The organism is Paenibacillus sp. IHB B 3415 (assembly GCF_000802655.2).
GTDB classification, from domain to species: Bacteria; Bacillota; Bacilli; order Paenibacillales; family Paenibacillaceae; genus Paenibacillus_AQ; species Paenibacillus_AQ phytohabitans.
Genome location: NZ_JUEI01000012.1, coordinates 43,080 through 63,414, shown reverse-complemented (window position 1 = coordinate 63,414; position 20,335 = coordinate 43,080). Strand labels below are relative to the sequence as shown.

The 20,335-nt window shown below is 50.7% G+C and carries 20 protein-coding genes; all 20 read right to left on the bottom strand.

From position 1 onward, the window contains the following. Nucleotides 1-626, bottom strand: a 626-nt coding sequence (locus QW71_RS06845) for a translation initiation factor IF-2 N-terminal domain-containing protein (protein WP_039295275.1), incomplete at its 3' end; no start/stop codon positions are given. Further along, complete coding sequence (locus tag QW71_RS40840) at nucleotides 619-942, bottom strand: YlxQ family RNA-binding protein (protein ID WP_039295273.1); 324 nt, start codon at nucleotides 940-942, stop codon at nucleotides 619-621. The genes QW71_RS40840 and QW71_RS06845, both read right to left, overlap by 8 nt. Then, nucleotides 935-1,243 (bottom strand): RNase P modulator RnpM, encoded by a 309-nt coding sequence (gene rnpM / locus QW71_RS06835; RefSeq protein ID WP_036692616.1) that lies wholly within the window; start codon nucleotides 1,241-1,243, stop codon nucleotides 935-937. Before rnpM ends, QW71_RS40840 begins: the two co-directional genes overlap by 8 nt. A 30-nt stretch (nucleotides 1,244-1,273) precedes the next feature. Next, on the bottom strand, nucleotides 1,274-2,371 hold the full coding sequence (nusA, locus tag QW71_RS06830; RefSeq protein WP_039295270.1) for a transcription termination factor NusA: 1,098 nt from the start codon (nucleotides 2,369-2,371) through the stop codon (nucleotides 1,274-1,276). Nucleotides 2,372-2,397: 26 nt separating this feature from the next. Next, nucleotides 2,398-2,865: a ribosome maturation factor RimP gene (gene rimP, locus QW71_RS06825; RefSeq protein ID WP_039295269.1), complete on the bottom strand. Its 468-nt coding sequence runs from the start codon at nucleotides 2,863-2,865 to the stop codon at nucleotides 2,398-2,400. Between the two features lie 180 nt (nucleotides 2,866-3,045). Continuing rightward, complete coding sequence (locus tag QW71_RS06820) at nucleotides 3,046-7,371, bottom strand: PolC-type DNA polymerase III (protein ID WP_039295266.1); 4,326 nt, start codon at nucleotides 7,369-7,371, stop codon at nucleotides 3,046-3,048. 160 nt (nucleotides 7,372-7,531) lie between these two features. Next, nucleotides 7,532-8,980, bottom strand: a complete 1,449-nt coding sequence (gene proS, locus QW71_RS06815; RefSeq protein WP_039295264.1) for a proline--tRNA ligase — start codon at nucleotides 8,978-8,980, stop codon at nucleotides 7,532-7,534. Nucleotides 8,981-9,079: 99 nt separating this feature from the next. Beyond that, the gene (gene rseP / locus QW71_RS06810) at nucleotides 9,080-10,354 is read right to left on the bottom strand and encodes an RIP metalloprotease RseP (protein WP_039295261.1); all 1,275 of its coding nucleotides are present in this window, start codon (nucleotides 10,352-10,354) and stop codon (nucleotides 9,080-9,082) included. Between the two features lie 150 nt (nucleotides 10,355-10,504). Further along, nucleotides 10,505-11,644, bottom strand: coding sequence for a 1-deoxy-D-xylulose-5-phosphate reductoisomerase (locus QW71_RS06805; RefSeq protein WP_039295258.1), 1,140 nt, complete (start codon nucleotides 11,642-11,644; stop codon nucleotides 10,505-10,507). A gap of 22 nt (nucleotides 11,645-11,666) precedes the next feature. After that, nucleotides 11,667-12,470 carry a phosphatidate cytidylyltransferase gene (locus tag QW71_RS06800; protein WP_039295255.1) on the bottom strand — a complete coding sequence of 268 codons (804 nt, stop codon included), beginning with the start codon at nucleotides 12,468-12,470 and terminating at the stop codon, nucleotides 11,667-11,669. A 21-nt stretch (nucleotides 12,471-12,491) separates the two neighbouring features. Further along, nucleotides 12,492-13,259 carry an isoprenyl transferase gene (locus QW71_RS06795; RefSeq protein ID WP_039295253.1) on the bottom strand — a complete coding sequence of 256 codons (768 nt, stop codon included), beginning with the start codon at nucleotides 13,257-13,259 and terminating at the stop codon, nucleotides 12,492-12,494. Between the two features lie 78 nt (nucleotides 13,260-13,337). Continuing rightward, nucleotides 13,338-13,892 carry a ribosome recycling factor gene (frr, locus tag QW71_RS06790; RefSeq protein ID WP_039295250.1) on the bottom strand — a complete coding sequence of 185 codons (555 nt, stop codon included), beginning with the start codon at nucleotides 13,890-13,892 and terminating at the stop codon, nucleotides 13,338-13,340. Beyond that, nucleotides 13,892-14,620 (bottom strand): UMP kinase, encoded by a 729-nt coding sequence (pyrH, locus tag QW71_RS06785; RefSeq protein ID WP_039295247.1) that lies wholly within the window; start codon nucleotides 14,618-14,620, stop codon nucleotides 13,892-13,894. The genes frr and pyrH overlap by 1 nt, the downstream gene beginning before the upstream one ends. Before the next feature lie 107 nt (nucleotides 14,621-14,727). Next, nucleotides 14,728-15,378 carry a translation elongation factor Ts gene (tsf, locus tag QW71_RS06780; RefSeq protein ID WP_039295244.1) on the bottom strand — a complete coding sequence of 217 codons (651 nt, stop codon included), beginning with the start codon at nucleotides 15,376-15,378 and terminating at the stop codon, nucleotides 14,728-14,730. A 135-nt stretch (nucleotides 15,379-15,513) separates the two neighbouring features. Then, the gene (gene rpsB, locus QW71_RS06775; protein WP_036692565.1) at nucleotides 15,514-16,215 is read right to left on the bottom strand and encodes a 30S ribosomal protein S2; all 702 of its coding nucleotides are present in this window, start codon (nucleotides 16,213-16,215) and stop codon (nucleotides 15,514-15,516) included. A 196-nt stretch (nucleotides 16,216-16,411) separates the two neighbouring features. Beyond that, complete coding sequence (locus QW71_RS06770; protein WP_039295240.1) at nucleotides 16,412-17,047, bottom strand: hypothetical protein; 636 nt, start codon at nucleotides 17,045-17,047, stop codon at nucleotides 16,412-16,414. Further along, nucleotides 17,044-17,622 carry a hypothetical protein gene (locus tag QW71_RS06765; protein WP_039295237.1) on the bottom strand — a complete coding sequence of 193 codons (579 nt, stop codon included), beginning with the start codon at nucleotides 17,620-17,622 and terminating at the stop codon, nucleotides 17,044-17,046. The genes QW71_RS06770 and QW71_RS06765 overlap by 4 nt, the downstream gene beginning before the upstream one ends. Before the next feature lie 64 nt (nucleotides 17,623-17,686). Next, nucleotides 17,687-17,995 (bottom strand): hypothetical protein, encoded by a 309-nt coding sequence (locus QW71_RS06760; RefSeq protein WP_039295234.1) that lies wholly within the window; start codon nucleotides 17,993-17,995, stop codon nucleotides 17,687-17,689. Between the two features lie 66 nt (nucleotides 17,996-18,061). After that, complete coding sequence (locus QW71_RS06755; RefSeq protein ID WP_039295231.1) at nucleotides 18,062-19,465, bottom strand: DUF342 domain-containing protein; 1,404 nt, start codon at nucleotides 19,463-19,465, stop codon at nucleotides 18,062-18,064. A gap of 30 nt (nucleotides 19,466-19,495) precedes the next feature. Further along, nucleotides 19,496-20,284 carry a FliA/WhiG family RNA polymerase sigma factor gene (locus tag QW71_RS06750; protein ID WP_039295228.1) on the bottom strand — a complete coding sequence of 263 codons (789 nt, stop codon included), beginning with the start codon at nucleotides 20,282-20,284 and terminating at the stop codon, nucleotides 19,496-19,498. Nucleotides 20,285-20,335 lie beyond the last annotated feature (51 nt).

Here is a 20,335-nt window from a genome sequence, read left to right as displayed (position 1 = left end):
CCTTGCGGACGGCTGCCGCCGGTGGAGCTACCTTGCGGACGGCTGCCGCCAGTGGAACTGCCTTGTGGACGGCTGCCGCCGGTGGAACTGCCTTGTGGACGGCTGCCGCCAGTGGAGCTACCTTGCGGGCGGCTGCCAGTGGTGGAGCTGCCTTGTGGACGGCTGCCGCTGGTGGAGCTGCCTTGCGGGCGGCTGCCAGTGGTGGAGCTGCCTTGCGGGCGTGAATTCTGCGTTGTACCTGTTGTTTGTGTTCTGCGGGAATCTTGTCCGCTTTGGGGCCTTGGGGACGTCGTCGATTGGTTGTTGTTTTGGTTACTGTTCATACCTACCTGCTTTTCCGGTTGATTTTTGTTGGCATTCTGAGCACTTTGGGGTTCGGCTGTTACCGCGCCGGTGGTTACCGGTCGGCTGCTGGTGCCGGTGTCCCGCTTGGCTGCAGCGTTTGACTTGATGTCCTTGAAGAACTGTTCTACTTTGTTCACGGAGCCATTCTCCATGACACTCATATGATTATTCACAGGGACATTCAAACGCTTCAGAATTGTAATGATTTCTTTACTGCTCATGTTCAGAGACTTCGCGTATTCATACACGCGCAGTTTATCCTTATTGTCTTCTTTAGTCAATAACTCCACCTCCGACAGTATCTCCAAGCGTTCTGGAGATCATTTCCGCGAATCCTTTATCCGTAACGGCCAGCACTACGCGCTGGTCTTTACCAATACTTGCACCGAGTTCATCCCGGTGAAATGCGATTACTAGTGGAATATCGTAGGTCCCGCACTTATCGCGGAACTTCTTTTGGGTATTATCTGAAGCGTCACCTGCCAGGACGACCAGCCTCGCCTCTGAAGACCGCACTGCCTTAAGCACAGCCTCGTCGCCGGTGACAATCTTGCCTGCTCTCATCGCAAGCCCTAAATAAGAAAGAGTCTTACTCATTGTCCTCACTATCCTTCGCTGCCAAAAATTGCTCCTCCACGGATGCAAAATCCCGGGCAAGCTGAGCATAGATTTCAGGACTCACTTGACATTTCAATGCTCGGTCAAGTGCTTTGGTCTTTTGTGCCAGCTTAAAGTATTCCAGTTTACCGCAGATATAAGCGCCACGGCCCGACTTCTTGCCCGTCAGGTCAATGAGCACTTCGCCCTCAGGCGTTCTCACCACGCGAATCAGCTCTTTTTTGGGCATCATCTCTTGGCTGGCAACGCATTTGCGCAGCGGCACCTTTCTTTGCTTCATAGTAGCGCCTCCCGTCAGTCAGCAGATTCATTAATCGATGGAGACGGAATCCTGATGCATTTCATCATTAGAAGTTCTGGGTCTGCCGTATTCCTGCTCTGCCTGAGTCTCACTCTTGATATCAATTTTCCAGCCGGTCAGCTTAGCAGCAAGACGGGCATTCTGGCCCTTGATGCCGATCGCCAGCGACAATTGATAATCAGGAACGATGACACGCGCCATTTTCTCAGCTTCAAAGACCTGAACTTCAAGCACTTTGGACGGGCTGAGCGCATTGGCCACATACTCCTGCACAAGCTCGGAATACCGTACGATATCAATCTTCTCGCCGCGAAGTTCGGTTACGATGGTCTGAACACGTGTACCTCTAGGGCCTACGCAGGAACCAACGGGATCGACTTCGGGATTACGCGAGAACACGGCGATTTTGGAACGGAAGCCGGCTTCGCGGGCAACGGAACGAATCTCAACCACTCCGTCAAAAATCTCCGGTACTTCCAGCTCGAACAGACGCTTCAGCAGACCCGGATGACTGCGGGACAGCATGATCTGCGGTCCTTTGGTCGTATTCTCCACCTTGGTGATATAAGCCTTGATACGCTCGCTCTGCTTGAACTTCTCGCCCGGCATAAGCTCGCCCAGCGGCAGAACCGCCTCGATTTTACCAAGATCCACATAAATGTTGCGCATATCCTGACGCTGGACAAGGCCGGTAACAATATCATCTTCCTTGTCAATAAAAGCGTTATAGATAAGTCCGCGTTCCGCTTCGCGGATACGCTGTGTAACAACCTGCTTGGCAGTCTGGGCAGCTATGCGCCCGAAATCACGCGGTGTAACTTCGAGTTCAGCAATATCCTCCAGCTGGAAATGCGGGTTGATCTCCCGGGCTCCCGGCAGAGAAATCTCTGTCCGTGAGTCCAGAACCTCCTCCACAATCAGCTTGCGGGCAAAAACCTTGATTACGCCTGTGTTGCGGTTCATATCCACACGCACATTCTGCGCCGCATTGAAATTGCGTTTATAGCTGGAGATCAGCGCAGCTTCGATGGCTTCAAACAGCACATCCTTGCTGATGCCTTTCTCCCTTTCCAGTTCATTCATAGCTTCGATAAACTCCATACTCATGAAATTCCGGTCCCCCTTTCAAGACGTTAAAAAATAATGGCCAATCTCGCACTGGCGACCTTGGCGTACGGTACTACATGTTCTTTTTTGCCCGCGGAGATGAGCAGTTCCTCGTTCTCGAACGAGAGCAAACGACCTTCGAATTCTTTGAGTCCTTGAATCGGCTCATACACCGTTACATATACATCCTTGCCAACCGCTTTGGCAACATCCGCAGCTTTCTTGAGCGGACGTTCAGCTCCGGGCGAGGAAACCTCAAGGAAATAAGCTTCGGGAAACGGATCATTCTCATCCAGCTTCTGGCTGATATATTCGCTGATGGTGCCGCAGTCATCGATATCGATGCCGCCTTCTTTATCTACGAATACGCGCAGGAACCAATTGGAGCCTTCTTTCACGTATTCAACGTCCACCAGTTCGAAACCATTGTCCTCGAGATAGGACCCAAGCAGCTGCTCTACCGTCTGTTTAATTTTGGATTTGGGTGTGCTCAAAAGAAGATTACCTCCACGAACTTGTCTTTTGCTATATACCAAAGATAAAGAGTGGGTTTCCCCACTCTTTACACAACGGACTTATCTCATTATTACCAAAAAAATTATACCATAGTGAGTCTGCACTGACAAGTACCAGCCCTTGACTCCCTTATTTCAAAGCATGATTTGCAGCGAAATTTAGAATAATGACAGCTGGTTGCTCTCAGGCAGACCGCGGAAGCAGCCCATTCCGTTCAGCAGCTCAATCACCGTTTTACTGGCTTTGGATTTCTGCTGGAAGTCCTCAATGGAGAGGAATTCTCCGGCATCCTTAGCTGCCGCAATATTGATCGCGGCATTGTCACCAATACCCGCAAGCGAAGAGAACGGCGGAATCAGGCTGGTGCCGTCAACCGTGAATTTGGTGGCATCGGAACGGTACAGATCGATATTTTTGAAGGTGAAGCCGCGGGCAGTCATCTCCAGTGCCATTTCCAGTACCGGAAGCATCGCTTTTTCCTTCGGCAGCGCCTGGAAGCCTTTTTGCTCGATCTCTACAATCTGGCGACCAATGGCCTCATATCCCTTGCAGCAGAGTTCAATATCAAAATCAGCGGCACGGACAGAGAAGTAAGTTGCATAATATTCAATCGGATAATACAGCTTGAAGAAGGCGGTCCGCACTGCAGAGATGACATACGCTGCCGCATGCGCCTTCGGGAACATGTACTGGATTTTGAGACAGGAATCAATGTACCACTGCGGTACCTTGCATTTCTTCATCTCTTCGATCCACTCGGGAGGGAGCCCCTTCCCTTTACGCACACTTTCCGTTATTTTGAAGGCCAGGCTGGCATCCATATCGGCCTTATAAATCAGGTAGAGCATGATATCATCACGGCAGCCGATAACCGTCTTGATGTTGCAGGTATTATTCTTGATGAGCTCCTGGGCATTCCCCAGCCACACGCCGGTCCCGTGGGACAAGCCTGAAATCTGCAGCAAGTCGGCAAAGCTGGAAGGCTTGGCTTCCACGAGCATCTGGCGGACGAATTTCGTCCCCATCTCCGGCACTCCGTAGGTGGCTACAGGGGTCCGGATCTGATCCGGTCTTACCCCGAGCGCATCTGTGGAGTTGAACATGCTCATCACCTTCGGATCATTCATCGGAATGGTGGTCGGGTCCACGCCGGTCAGATCCTGCAGCATGCGCATCATGGTCGGATCATCATGGCCCAGAATATCGAGCTTCAGCAGGTTGGCATCGAAGGCATGATAGTCAAAATGGGTTGTTTTCCACTCAGCCGTAACATCATCTGCCGGGAACTGCACCGGGGTAATATCTTCAATCTCCATATAATCCGGCAAAACAACGATACCGCCGGGATGCTGCCCCGTACTGCGCTTCACACCCGTGCAGCCTGCCGCCAGACGGCCTATCTCGGCTCCGCGCCAGCGTTTCTGGTGATGCTCTTCATATTTCTTTGTGAACCCGAAGGCGGTCTTCTCAGCTACGGTACCGATGGTACCTGCCCGGAATACATTGTCAGGTCCAAACATCGTTTTGGTAAAATTGTGGGCATTCGGCTGATACTCCCCGGAGAAGTTAAGGTCGATATCGGGAACCTTATCCCCCTTGAAGCCCAGGAACGTCTCAAACGGGATATCCTGGCCTTCACCCTTCAGATTCCCGCCGCAGTCCGGACAGGCCTTGTCCGGCAGGTCGAAACCGCTCGGTACGCTGCCGTCAAGGAACCATTCACTATGCCTGCACTCCGAATTCGTGCAGATATAGTGGGCCGGCAGCGGATTAACCTCAGAAATACCAAGGAACGTTGCAACAACGGACGACCCTACCGATCCACGCGAGCCGACGAGATATCCATCCTGGTTCGACTTTTTAACGAGCCGTTCCGAGATCAGATAGTTGGCAGAGAAGCCGTATTTAATAATCGGCGCCAGCTCCTTCTCCAGACGGGCTACTACAACCTCCGGCAATTCCTCGCCGTAAATTGATTTGGCTGTCTCATAGCAGGTATTGCGGATCTCATCATCCGCTCCTTCAATAATCGGGGTGAACAGCTCGCTCGGGAACAGATCATATTCCTCGAAACGTTCGGCCAGCTCCACGGTATTGGTGACCACGACCTCCATCGCTTTTTCCGGGCCCAGGAACTCAAATTCCGTAAGCATTTCCTCGGTGGTCCTGAAATGGGCATCTGGTTTACGCTGGTCTTTAAGCGGACTGAAGCCGGTAATCCCATGAATTGTAATATCACGGAACAGCTTGTCACGCGGCTCCAGGTAATGCACATTGCCGGTGGCAATGACCGGCTTGTTCATCTGGTCGCCGATTTCGCATATCTTGCGCACAACACCGCGTAAATCCTCGGCGCTGGCCACGAAGCCTTTATCCACCAGATGCATGTACATGGTCAGCGGCTGAATCTCCAGAACATCATAGAACTGGGCGACCTCAATGGCCTCCTCCACTGTCTTATTCAGCACCGCTTCAAAAAACTCGCCGCGCTCACAGCCGGAGATGACAATCAGCCCGTCCCGGTGTTCCTCAAGCTTCGATTTGGGGATGCAGGGTACCCGTTTATAATACTCCGTATGTGACATGGAGATCAGCTTATAGAGGTTCTTTTTGCCGGTCGGATTCAGTGCATAAATGCCGCAGTGAAACGGCCGTACATTCGAGAGGTCATTGCCTACATAATCATTCAGCCGTTCCAGCCGGGTTAACCCTTTCATCTTCTCCGCATCCGCAAGCAATCCATTGAGGATACCGCCCAGGGCAATCGTATCGTCCACCGCCCGGTGATGGCTCTCCAGCAGCACTTTGTACTTGTCAGCGAGTGTATTGAGCCGGTGGTTCTTCATGGTCGGGAAGAGCAAACGCGCAAGCTCCAGCGTATCCAGTGAAGGATTCGGCAGCGGCGGCTGTCCCAGCTTCTTCAGGGAAGCCTGAATGAACCCCATATCAAACCGTGCATTATGGGCTACCAGAATGCTGTCACCTACAAACTGGACAAACTCCTTAAGTACAGGTTCCAGATCAGGAGCGTCTTTAACCATTTCATCGGTAATGTTGGTCAACTGCTGGATATGATAGGGAATCTTTTCATGCGGATTAACGAAGGTGGTATAACGGTCCAGCTCTTTGCCTTCGCACATTTTTATCGCTGCCAGCTCTGTAATATTGTTGCGCGTGATCGACAGTCCAGTGGTCTCGATGTCAAATACGACATAGGTTGCTGTTTTGAGCTCCAGGGGCTGTGCATTCTCCACGATGTTTACTGCGTCATTTACGACGTTGGCCTCCACACCATAGAGCATTTTGAGCTTATGCTTATGTGCAGCATGGTTCGCATCCGGGAAGCTCTGGACATTACCGTGATCCGTAACAGCCAGTGCCGGGTGTCCCCATTTCGCAGCGGTTTTGACATAATCGGTGATGGTTGCCACTGCATCCATCGTACTCATTGTAGTATGCAGATGGAATTCGACCCGCTTCTGCTTGGCATTGTCCTTGCGCGCCGGCGGTGCAGAGACTTCCGACAAATCTGACGGGATCATCACCAGTTCCGGAATTTGCATGAAACGGTCATATTCAACTTTGCCGCGTGCCCGTACCCACTTACCGTTGGCCAGCTGCCCCATCACTTTCAGATCTTCCTTGGTCTTCGCAAACATCTTCATCTGCAGAGAGTCGGTGAAGTCAGTGATGCAGAAGGTATACAGTGTGTTGCCGTTACGCAGCTCTTTGGTGTCGAGTCCAAAAATCGTGCCTTGAATCGTAATCTTCTTCTCTTCATCCTGGATGTCCAGAATCGATACGGCCTGTTCTTTGATCTCATATCCGATCTGAAGCTTAATTACCTCATTCGGATCACCGGGTTCCTCAGGCTCGTCCGGTTCACTGGCCATCATCATCATCTCTACCAGTTCGCGCTGTTCCTGCTGGAGCTTCTGCTGGAATTCCTCGTAGGCGTCCGCTTTGCTCTCATTCTCGGCAATCTGCAGCTTCACCTTAAGGGAAAGTCCGAAATATTTATCATAATATTTAATAATGGCTGCTTCAATGCCTTTTTTACGGGCCAGTTCAAGAGACATGGAATCGCTCAGACTAAGCAAAAGCGTGCCGTCCTGCAGGTCCTGACTGGAGCGCGTCAGCCATCCGTTAACGGATGGAATCTCACGCTGGACCCACTCGAGGAACATTCCCCAATACTCCTGTACAATATCCGCTCTGCTGATTGTGTCATCATATAGGAACAAGAAGCTGACTTTGGCAATATGCTGCAGCTTCTCACGCATTCTAAGGACAAAGGTCCGGTAGGTCTGGGCCGGAACCAGGCTGTCTTTCGCAATTACAATATGCCAGTCACGGTTGCCGCGGCTGATTTCCACACGCTCGATCTGCCCGTCCAAAAAGTAGGGATCAATGATGGCCGGCGGAATTTCCCCCTGCTTCATTAACAGCTCGAACCTTTTTCTTCTCTCCACGCTTAGCTCCATGGTTTCCCCACCTAACTCGGCAATAATTAGCTATACCCATAATATAATTCTATTATAGTAAGAAAAGCTTCCGGTTCAAAAAGCATTGGGTAATTGCGGCCCGCCGACTCCTCTCGCCAGAAGCTAATATAAAGGATCTAATAAGAATTAGAGTTACCGCTTAATACGCTTTGGCGAATACAACTGTATGCAGGGCCGGCTCACCGCAGCAAATACAAGTCTCTTTCGTTTCGGACGGATTGAATGGAATATTACGGCTACCAGCGCCAGTTTCTTCCTTCACCTTGGATTCGCATTCCTCCGAGCCGCACCAGCCTGCAAGTGCAAAGCCGCGCTTCTCTTCCATGGATTTCTTCATTTGCTCTAAGGTATCTACAGAATAGAAATGATCCTCACGGAACTTCAGAGCCCGCTCGAACATTTCCTGGTGAACCTGCTCCAGCATAGCCTTCACTTCTTCAACCAGATTCTCCTGCTGGATAATCTTCTTCTCTCCGCTGATCCGGGATACGATTACGCAGACTCCGTTCTCCATATCACGCGGTCCAAGCTCCAGACGTACCGGTACACCGCGCATTTCGTATTCATTGAACTTCCAGCCCGGTGTAACATCTGCGCGATCGTCTACACGTACGCGGATTCCGGCACTCTTCAGCTCTTTGAACAGCTCATCCGTGCGCCCGATCACTGCTTCACGGGTCTTAGGCGGCCCGATCGGAATCATAATAACCTGAGTAGGTGCTACCTTCGGCGGCAAAGCCAGTCCGCGGTCATCCCCATGCACCATGATCAGTGAGCCGATTAGACGTGTTGTAGAGCCCCATGAGGTTGTATGTGCATATTCAAGTACATTATCACGGCTTAAGTATTGGATATCAAAAGCAACTGCGAACTTGGTACCCAGATAATGCGAGGTAGCTGCCTGCACAGCCCGTCCATCTTTCATCATTGCTTCAATGGAATACGTATCTACCGCACCGGCGAACCGCTCGGATGGAGTCTTCTGTCCGGTAACCACCGGAATCGCCAGAAAAGTCTCTACGAAATCACGGTAGTTATCCAGCATCTTCATCGTTTCTTCACGCGCTTCCGTCTCATTCTCATGAGCGGTATGGCCTTCCTGCCAGAGGAATTCCGTAGTGCGGATGAATGGCAGTGTACGCTTTTCCCAGCGGACTACGTTAGCCCATTGGTTGATCAGCACCGGAAGGTCACGGTAGGACTGAATCCATTTGGAATACATATGGCCGAACATGGTCTCGGAAGTAGGGCGGATTGCCAGACGTTCTTCCAGCACATCACCTCCAGCTTCAGTCACCCAAGGCAGCTCCGGATTGAAGCCTTCAACATGTTCTTTCTCCTTCTGGAAAAAGCTCTCCGGAATAAACAGCGGGAAGTAGGCATTGCGGTGTCCGGTTTCCTTGAGGCGGCGGTTCATCTCCTCCTGGATATGTTCCCAGATCTCGTAGCCGTCCGGTTTGAACACAATACAGCCGCGGACCGGAGAATAATCCATCAGGTCCGCTTTTTTGATCACATCAATATACCAGCGTGAGAAATCTTCGCCCTGCGGCGTGATTTCCGTAACGAACTGCTTGTCTTTTGCCATGTAAAGAGATCCTCCTAAATTCGCCCCGCAAAGCGCCGGATAACAAGTGAAGCTGTCAAGCACTTTGCGGGGACCCCAAAAGAATGTAATGTGAACGAATCAGCCGCTTATGAGGCGTAATATATCATTATAAGTCACAGCAATCATCACCAGGAACAGCAGCGCAAAGCCTACGAAATGGACCATGCCTTCGCGGTTCGGGTCCACCGGCTTACCGCGCAGCGCCTCCACGCCGAGAAACACGAGCCGGCTTCCGTCCAGTGCAGGAATTGGCAGCAGGTTGAAGATCCCGAGATACAGGCTGAGAATAGCCGCCCAATAAGTCAAATACTGAATCCCCTGCTGGGCAATCTGTCCGGTCAGCTGGAAGGTTCCCACGGGTCCCGAGATATCATCCATATTGAACTTGTTGATCAGCTGCTTGAAGCCGATGAAGATCAGCTTAGTGGTATCCACCATGGCAGTCCCTGACTTGGTGATAGTCTCACCAATCCCGGCCTTGCGTGTAGGAAGCTCCGGAGTGATCCCGACTTTGCCGCCTTCCTCCCCTTCCATACTGCGGGGAATCATAGCTACATTAAGGGTTTCATCGCCGCGCTGCAGTGTCCATTTCATCTCTTTGCCCTTGGACGCGGAGGTGAGCGAGATCATCTTCTGGTAATCTCCACCGATAGTTTCGCCGTTAACGGCTACAACAATGTCGCCTTTCTGCAGACCGGCTTCCTGTGCCGGCATTCCTTCGCTTACATCGCCGATCTTCACATAGGTCGGATTCTCCACCTGGATACCGGCCATTTGCAGATGAAGTGCGAACAGCACAAAAGCCAGAATGAAGTTCATCACCGGACCGGCCAAAATCGCCACCGCGCGCTGGCCTACGGTTTTGCTGCCGAACTGGCGGTCTTTGGGCGCGATCTGCGTCTGCTGGCTTCCCTTAATCATCATCGCCTGCGGATGTACGTCGTATGTGGTTACTTCACCATCCACATCCAGACGGATTTTCAGCTCATTCTCAAGATCGGTGAATTGCGCTTCACCACGGATAACATTTCTGCGTGTATCCAGCGAATCCAGGTAAATATTCTTCACCTTATTATCCTGGCCCAGTCTGACCGCAATGGTCTGTCCGGGACCGATCTCAATCATTTCCGGATCCTCTCCGGCCATCCGGGCATATCCCCCAAACGGCAGCAGGCGAAGCGTGAACTGGGTTTCATTGCGTTTATAAGAAAACAGTTTCGGACCGAAACCGATAGCAAATTCCCTCACAAGAATTCCGGCGCGTTTGGCAAAATAATAATGTCCCCATTCATGGACGGTCACCAGAACAAAGAACATAAATACCGTCAAAAAAACGACTCTTACCATCTCCATTGCGAAACATTCCCCCCTTTAGGTGTAAGACCGAAGTATGTCCTCTTAATTTATCATTATTCCAAGGTAAGGCACAAGAGAATCAACAGTCCACCCCTATTTTTCAGGGCATAACAAATATTTCCGGAATACAAAATGCGCATTGTCCGCTTACAGCACAGCCGCAAGTTCCCGGGTCACCGTATCACAGTGCTCAATCTGCTCCAGATTCGGATGAGCCGCATTCTCATGGCGCTGAAGGACTTCATCAATAATCTCGTCAATCCGCAGGAACGGAATCTCGCCGCGCAGGAAACGGGCAACGGCAATCTCATTCGCTGCATTGAAGGCGGTTGTAGCCGTACCTCCCATGGTCCCGCAGTCGATAGCCAGCTTCAGGGCGGGGAAGCGCTCATAGTCCATCTCACGGAAAGTGAGACTGGCTACTTTGGCCAGCGACAGCCGCTCAGCAGGCGACTGCCAGCGGTCCGGATAAGTGAGCGCATATTGAATCGGAACCCGCATATCCGGCGTTCCCAGCTGCGCAATGATACTGCTGTCACGGAATTCCACATAGGAGTGAATAATGCTCTCCGGATGCAGCAGCACATTAATCTGTTCATACGGGAGGGCAAACAGATGATGCGCTTCGATTACTTCCAGCCCTTTGTTAACCATGGTTGCCGAATCAATCGTAATCTTAGCCCCCATGCTCCAGTTCGGGTGGCGCAGCGCATCCTCTACAGTAACATTCTTAAGCTGTGCTCGCGTATAATCACGGAAAGATCCTCCGGATGCTGTGATGGTAATCGAAGCAACATCTTCGCGGTTCTCGCCGTTTAAGCATTGAAAAATAGCCGAATGCTCGCTGTCAACCGGCAGCAGCTTAACACCTTTGCGGCCCGCCAGCTCTGTAACCAGGTGTCCGGCGGTAACCAGCGTTTCCTTGTTGGCCAGTCCAATATGTCTGCCGGCTTCAATAGCCGCCATTGTAGACTGCAGACCCACGCTGCCCACGAGTGCAGTCACAACCGTCTCTGCGTCACCGCCGGCGGCAATCTCCACCAGACCTTCACGTCCGCTGTAGAGCTCTACACCGGCAGGCAGACTGGATCTGATCTCCGCAGCAAGCTCAGGTGTAGACACGGAAACGCGGCGCGGATGGAAGCGGCGGACCTGCTCCAGCAGCAGCCGGGTATTCGTTCCCGCTGCCAGCCCGTCCACTACAAATGCTTCCGGGTGCATGGCCACGACATCGAGTGTCTGGGTGCCGACTGAACCCGTAGAGCCGAGAATACTGATTCTTTTCACAGTTGAAACCTTCTTCCTGTCGTTAATAGTAAGGCATCAGCATTACGATATGTACGAAAGGAAATACGATAATCCAGCTGTCGCAGCGGTCCAGGATGCCTCCATGACCAGGCAGCAACGAGCCTGAATCCTTAATACCGTACACCCGTTTATAAGCAGACTGTACAAGATCTCCGAGCTGACCCAGAACGGCGCAGGAAACCCCGATAAGCAGTGCGCGTCCGATTGTCAGCAGATCAGGAACCAATAGGGCAAAAACAATAGAAATCACGGCTGAGATTAATACTCCGCCAAGGGCACCTTCGATAGTTTTGTTAGGACTGATCGCCGGCCAGAGCTTATTGCGTCCGAAGCTTCGGCCGACAAAATACGCTCCGGCATCACTTCCCCAGATGCAGCACAGCAGCAAAAACGTCCAGAGAAGCCCATGTCCATCTCCCGCACCGCGGGCGATAGCCATATAAGAGAAGCCCATCCCTATGTATACAATGCCGGTGAACATCAAAGCGGTGATCTTAATATCCAGCTTGTTCTTGCTGAAGACCGTAACCAGCAGGAATAACAGCATGAGCAGCCAGATTCCCTGCTCCCACGATAATAACTCGGAAGTCCCCAGCAGGTTCCAGGGGATCATGAAGCATACTACGGACGCATAACCAAGTACAGCAGTCCCTCCGAAGGTTGCTGTACCTGTCATTTTCACAAATTCATAATAGCCGATGAGGGCCATGGCAGTCAGCAACAGCTGATACGGCCAGCCTCCCAAAAAGCACAAGCCCAAAAACAAGGCTCCGGCAACAATTCCGGTAATCAATCGCTGCTTCAAAGATTCCCATCTCCCATCAGGCTACTTCAATCCACCATAACGGCGTGTGCGGCGCTGATATTCCGCCACAGCCTGCATCAGATGCGTCTTGTCAAACTCCGGCCAGTACACATCTGTAAACCATAATTCACTGTAGGCAATCTGCCAGAGCATAAAGTTACTGAGGCGCATTTCGCCGCTCGTACGGATCAGCAGATCAGGGTCAGGCAGTCCGCCGGATAAGAGTCTGCTGTCTATCAGTGCTGAAGTAATCTCATCAGGTGTCAGAATACCTGCCTGGATATCCTTGCCCAAGCCGCGCATACAGTCTTCAATCTCTTTACGGCCACCGTAGTTCAGCGCAAAATTAAGTATAAGTCCGGTATTCCCTTCGGTCCGGGCAACCGCTTCTTCCATAGCCCGGCGGGTATGGGAAGGCAAAGCCTCGGTATCCCCCATTACACGTACCTGTACATTCTTCTCAATCAGTTCATCCAGTTCAATGGCCAGAAATTCCACAGGCAAGCGCATCAGGAAATCAACCTCATCCTTCGGCCGCTTCCAGTTCTCCGTGGAGAAAGCGTACATGGTCAAGAACTCTACTCCCAGGTCATTCGCCGCGATTGTCGCACGTTTGACCGCCTTCATCCCGTTCTGATGGCCCACAATACGGGGCAAGCCGCGCCGTTTCGCCCAGCGTCCGTTGCCATCCATAATTACAGCTACATGCCGGGGAATATTATCCGGTGAAATCTCGACTGGCTCCTGCCTGTCTTTACGGCTCAGCCATTCTTGAATCCGTTTGATCATTTCCGTTTCCTCCAAGCTCTTATCAGAAAGAGACAAACCCCACCATAGACGGAGGGGCCTGAAGTCTCTTGAATTTCATTATACTTCCATAATCTCTTTTTCTTTGGACAAGAGCACTTTGTCGACTTCAGCTATGAACTTATCCGTTGATTTCTGGATATCTTCCTGATGTCCATGTGATTCGTCTTCCGAAATGCCGTTCTTCTCCATCTTCTTGATGTCATCGTTCGCATCGCGGCGGATGTTACGGATGGCTACCTTCGCTTCTTCTCCGAACTTCTTGGTGAACTTTACAAGCTCGCCGCGGCGTTCTTCAGTAAGCGGTGGAATGGACAAACGGATGATTGTACCGTCATTGGCAGGTGTAATCCCGATATCAGACTTCATAATCGCCCGCTCGATGTCAGACATCGATGTTTTGTCCCACGGCTGGATCAGCAGTGTCCGGGAATCCGGTGTGCTGATGTTAGCCAGCTGATTAAGAGGAGTCGGAGCACCGTAGTACTCCACTTGAATGCGATCCAGCAGTGACGTCGAAGCACGTCCTGCCCGCAGCGTAGCCAAATCGCGTTTTAGCGACAAAATCGCTTTTTCCATACGCTCTTCGGCATTTTTCTTCACCGATTGTGGCATTAATTTACACTCCCTTTAACAATCGTCCCGATCTTTTCGCCGAGAACGACACGTTTAATATTGCCTTGCTCTGTAATAGCAAACACAATGAGCGGTATATTATTATCCATGCAGAGAGAGGAAGCGGTGGAATCCATAACACCCAGGTTCTTGTTCAGAATATCCATGTAAGTAAGCTGCTCGTATTTCACGGCAGTGCTGTCCTTGAACGGATCCGCGGAATAGACACCGTCTACTTTGTTCTTCGCCATCAGAATCACTTCGGCTTCAATTTCGGCCGCTCTGAGCGCTGCCGTTGTATCAGTCGAGAAGAACGGATTCCCTGTTCCTGCGGCAAAAATAACCACACGGCCCTTTTCCAGATGCCGGATTGCCCGGCGGCGGATATAAGGCTCAGCAATTTGCTGCATGGCAATGGAGGTCTGAACCCGTGTAGGGACATCAATCTGCTCCAGGGCATCCTGCAGTGCCAGCGAGTTCATGACTGTTGCCAGCATTCCCATATAATCCGCTGTCGCCCGGTCAATGCCGCTTGCACTTCCCGCGATTCCGCGCCAGATGTTACCTCCGCCGCACACAATGGCAACCTGAACTCCAAGCTCAACGACTTCCTTGACCTGCTCCGCGATGGAGATGATCGTTTCGGCATCGATGCCATAGCCATTCTGTCCGGCAAGTGATTCACCGCTAACCTTAAGGACTACTCTCTTAAATACCGGCTGTTCCAATTGTATACCCTCACTTTCTTACAAAAGACGGAACACTACGTTATATGTGTTCCGCTCTTTTGATGCTTGCCTTTATTCAGTTCTTATTACAAAACGCTTCTCAGCTATTATTGGTTCACTTGCGCCATTACTTCTTCAACAAAGTTATCGACTTTCTTCTCAAGACCTTCACCCAGCTCGTAACGAACGAAACGGCGGATGGAGATGTTTTCGCCAATGGTGCTGATTTTTTCGTTCAGCAATTGGGAAATAGTCTTGTCTGGGTCTTTAACGAATGGCTGTTCAAGCAGGCAATATTCTTCATAGAACTTGCTGATGCGGCCTTCAACCATTTTTTCAACGATTTTTTCAGGCTTGCCTTCGTTCAGCGCCTGGTTTTTAAGAATTTCTTTTTCTTTCTCAACATCTGCAGCCGGCACTTCTTCACGGCGAACATACAGCGGGTTCGCTGCTGCGATTTGCATTGCGATATCGCGTGCGAAATCTTTGAAGGAATCTGTTTTACCTACGAAGTCAGTTTCGCAGTTGATTTCTACCAGAACGCCGATACGGCCGCCAGCGTGGATGTAAGATTCTACTGTACCTTCAGTAGCGATACGTCCAGCTTTGTTAGCTGCTGCGGACAAACCTTTTTCACGAAGCAATTCAGCTGCTTTAGTGATATCGTTGTTTGCTTCTTCAAGTGCCTTTTTACAATCGAGCATTCCTGCTCCTGTTCTTTCACGAAGTTCCTTTACTGCCTTTGCATCTACTGCCATTGTTATTCCCTCCAGATAATTGTCGTTGTCATACGCGGGCTCAAGGCCCATTATCCTAAAAAAAGGGCAGTGAGAGGTTATCCACCTGCCAACCACCCTTTTCATTTAAGTTCTTGTTTATGTCCCGGATACTACTTAAGCAGTAGTTGTGTCTTCGCCCTGATGAGCTTCAACAACAGCGTCAGCCATTTTACCAGTCAAGAGCTTCACGGCGCGGATAGCGTCGTCATTGCCTGGAATTACGTAGTCGATTTCGTCCGGATCGCAGTTAGTATCAACGATAGCTACGATAGGAATACCCAATTTGCGAGCTTCTGCTACAGCAATACGCTCTTTACGCGGGTCAATGATGAACAGCGCGCTTGGAAGACCTTTCATGTTCTTGATACCGCCCAGGAATTTCTCAAGACGATCTTTCTCTTTGCGGAGAAGGATAACTTCTTTCTTAGGCAATACTGCGAAGGTACCGTCTTCTTCCCAAGCTTCCAATTTCTTCAGGCGATCAATACGCTTCTGAATAGTCTGGAAGTTAGTCAGGGTACCACCCAGCCAACGTTGGTTAATGAAGAACATACCCGAACGTTCAGCTTCTTCTTTTACGGAATCCTGTGCTTGTTTCTTTGTTCCTACGAATAGGATTGTGCCGTTGTCGCCAGCGACGCTCTTTACAAAGTTGTAAGCTTCCTCTACCTTTTTGACTGTTTTCTGCAAGTCAATAATGTAAATTCCGTTTCTTTCAGTGAAGATATAACGATCCATCTTTGGATTCCAACGACGAGTCTGGTGACCGAAGTGTACCCCAGCTTCGAGAAGCTGCTTCATGGAAATTACTGCCATCTTCACACACCTCCTAATTTTGGTTTATTGTGTGTCTCCTCCGCCGCGTGTCATCTTTCTACAAGACTTTCTTCAGAAGAAAGCACCTCTTGTCGAAATCAACCGGCGTGTGTTTTAACACCGTCAATTACTATACCATATTAAAACAATCTATGCAACGATTACTGTGAATTTATAAATTTCTTATCCAGAACACTTATTTCTTCACAGTAATCAGCTTATCAATAATAGAGTCCATGCTCTCACCCTTGGCAAAACTGTAGTTGCCGTATTGGATAATCTTGTTCACTTTACGGCTGTTCGCCGTCTTAAGAAACTCCGCTTTATCTTGAATAACTCCGGCACCGGCCAGCACATCAGCAGTTTGGGCGAGTGTAATTCCTGTAGGAATGCGCACAGAAATATCGCCGTTCACTGCAACCGCAGGCGCTTCCGGACTGGCTGGAGCTACAATACCCGTGTCTGCAGCACTGCTCTCCGGCTGTACAGGCGCTGACGGCTTGCCGGGAGTCACAGCTGCACTCGGCTCCACTGCGGCCTTAGGTGTGGCTGCAGGAGCCGGAGAAGCAGTTGCAGCCTGCTCTGCGGGTACCTGGGAGGACTCAGGCGTTCCCGGAGGAGTGCCTTCCTGTGCTTCCTCTTCCCCGTTGGCCGTCCCTTCACCTGTGGCCTGTGCATGATCCACGACGGTCAAATTCAGTCGCTCCGCTTCCTTGATCAGCTGTTCTTTGGTGAGCGGAGCAGCCTTCCCGGCAATCATCAGCTGCAGCAGCAATGCGCCGGCAATCAGACCGACTCCTAACCCAAGCATGAAGAACCGGTTCTTGATCATACCGATTCCTCCTGATGGGCCAACTGCAGAATCAGCTGGACCTCGCCCCGCTGGAGACCTGCAGTCTTGGCGATAGAATCTATCGATTTGCCTTGTTCATGCAGTTCGAACAATCGCGGATACCTCAGCTTAATGGAGCTGACCGGCTTTTGCCTGGCAGGCTGGGTTTCAGCTTCAACAGCTGGTGCTGCAGAAGCATTCTCCGCAGACTGGGCAGCCGAAGGCTCCCTTGAGAAGGTTGCGGCAAGCTGTAGCAGGCCTTTTTCTTCAGCCGTCAGCCGGGCATCCAGAAGCAGCAGGCTCTTACTAAGCTCAGTCACCTGCTCACGCAGTGCGCCAATCTCTTCCTGCAGGGCTGTTTTGTTACTCTGCGATTGCGCTTTGATGCTGCCGACCAGTTGAAGCAGTTCTGTATTCTCATGTTCGATATCTGCCATATATAACTCCAGAGCGGCCTCTGTCTCCTTGAGGCTCTTCTTCTCATCCGAGTCTTCCTTGCTGGCCTTTGCCGGCAGTCTCAGGGCATAAACGATAGCGACAGCGCCTACCAGCACGATATATACCCATGGGTCCAAGTGTCTAATCTCCTTTTACATTCAATTCAATTGAAGCCTTGCTCTTTCAATAGCTTAACGAGACTCAAAGACTGAAATCTATCCGGTGTCCCTTATAAGGATGCTCGGCATCGTGGACAGTCTCCGGCTTCCGTGGCTGACGCGGATCAGTGTGGCTATCCGGCTGATTCTCCTTGCCCCCGTCCCGCAGTGCTGGTTCCGAAGATTCGTCCACCTCACTGCTGCGCATGGCGATTTCCTGGCTATGCTTGACGTTCTGGCCTGCCAATTGCTGCTGGTCAAGCACCGGACGCTGCTGCTGGCTGTTCTGAACTTTAGCCGCATCATGTGTCCGGGGCAGGGCGATTTGCAGTTCCACCGGTTTCAGACTCATAAGATCTCATCTCCCATAGTCCATTTAGAATCAAGGAATAGCAGGCCGCTCCCGCTGCCTGCCTGCTTAAATGTACGGTGTTATCGATATATCCCCTTCACTGTAAACAAAGGATACCCGTTCTGTAGGATCTTTAACGAATCTGGTATACCTGCCAATAACAATCTTTGATCCTCCATAGATTGTTTTGATGACATCCACCCGTGCTCTGCCTGTATCCTCCAGCATCCGCTCGATCTCCAGTACGCGTTCTTTGATTCTCTTTTCTTCACGCATATGGGATTGCTTGGTCGCATTGAGCTTCACGCGGAGCGCCACCTTATCGGGGGAAAGCTGACCGTTGTTCGCCAACTGATTGAGAAGGTATAATGCCTTATTGGTCTTGTCTTCATTCTCAAGAAGGTGACGCAATTCCTGGCGCAGCTCATTAATCTCATTTCTCAGCTCGGGAACAACGCCCACCTCAACCGCTGTAGCCGTCGACATCGTATTGCCGATAGTCCGTGCGACAACTTTATCGCCTGCCTGTACTATCCCGCCTACAATCAAACCTTTGGCACCGTTGCAGAGCACATCACGGCCTGCGCGGATGTTGGAATGCATAATGCTTTGCGAGACAATTACATCTTCTCCGGCCACCACATTGCCATCCTGGATAAATGAGACTTTGACATTTTTCCCGGCGCTTACGAGACCTTTGTTATAGCCGATAATTCCGCCGGTAATTTCGATGGAACCGCCGGATATCAGCTCGGCACCTTCCACCCCGCCAACCACTCGGATATCTCCGGCGGATTTGACAGTGAAGCCGGTAAGCACGTTGCCGCGAATGACAACCGTGCCGACAAAATCAATATTGCCTGTACTGTAATCCACATCACCATTGACCTCATATACAGGAAATACATTGATCTTGCCCTTGTCTGTCAGCGTAACCAATCCATCTATCGCCGAATACATGGAGGTCTCTTCCTGATCCACCAGTACATTCTTGCCAACCTTGAAATGGGCTTGCTTCCCTGCTCTATACGGAAGCTCCTCCCCGGTCACTGTCTTTCCGCTTACACCATTCTCTGCCGGTATGATTCTGGCTATAAGCTGGCCCTTCCTCACATTGTGAAGCCGGACCAGATCCTTATAGTCAACCTTGCCATCTTCTTTCTCCAGCGGCTTACGGTCTTCCTCCAGATCCACGGTCAGTACCATCCGTCCATCCTTGCCGTTGACAGCAGGCTGGCCGATTGCGATTGGCACCCTGTTCCAGAAATATTCTTCCGGGTTGCTGCAGATCCGCTGAACAATATCCCGCTGGATGCCAAATCGAATGTTGTGACTGACCAGGAAGCTTTCAAGATCTTCAATTGTACAGGAGAAATTCTCATCCTTCTTGATGAACTGGAGGTAAGCAATCCCTTTATCATCCGAAAACGTAATACTCAGGTATTGGCCCAAAACATATTGACCGATCAAATTCTGCTCCCCCTTGTCACCGGCGCCCGGTTAATCATTTTGCATAAGAAGATCACGGTTTTTCTCAAGTGTTCCTCTTAGCCGCAAAATAGCCTTCGAGTGAAGCTGTGAGATCCGCGAAGGAGAGAGTGACATCACTTCAGCGATCTCGCTCAAAGATAAATCCTCATAATATAAAAGGGACACGACGGTCCGTTCTTTCACTGTTAATTTCTCGATGCCTTTAGTCAGCGTATCACGCAGATAGAACTCATTCACTTTGCGGTCCGGATTCTTAGCCTTATCATCCACCAGAATAGACATCCGTGTCTCTGATTCTTCTTCACGAATAGGATCTTCTAATGAGCAGAGCGACATGACTGCAACATCCTGCAGCATAGTCTGAAACTCCGTTTCAGTAATGTTCAGATACTGGCTCATTTCCTCGTCACTAACGGATCTCAAATACTTCTGTTCCAGCTGCTGGTAGGCATCCTCGATTTTTTTCGCTTTTTCGCGCACTGATCTGGGAACCCAGTCACTTTGCCGCAGAGAGTCAAGGATCGCTCCTCTTACCCGCCAGGAAGCATAGGTCTGAAATTGCAGTCCCCGCTTGTAGTCGAATTTCTCGATGGCATCAATCAGTCCCATCACACCATTGCTGGCCAAGTCATCTTTGGATACATTTTTGGGCAGTCCCACTGCCAGACGGCTGGATACATAATCTACAATATGGAGATAACTCTCAATCAGCTTTTTTTTAGCCTCAGGATCACCTCGCTCTTTCCATTGTTCCCATAGTCCATCTGTTTCTGACTGAGCAGCTTTATGCTCGTTCAACGGCTTTCACCCTTCCCAAAGTTTAGTCAGCGGGTACCATGCGGCGCAAGA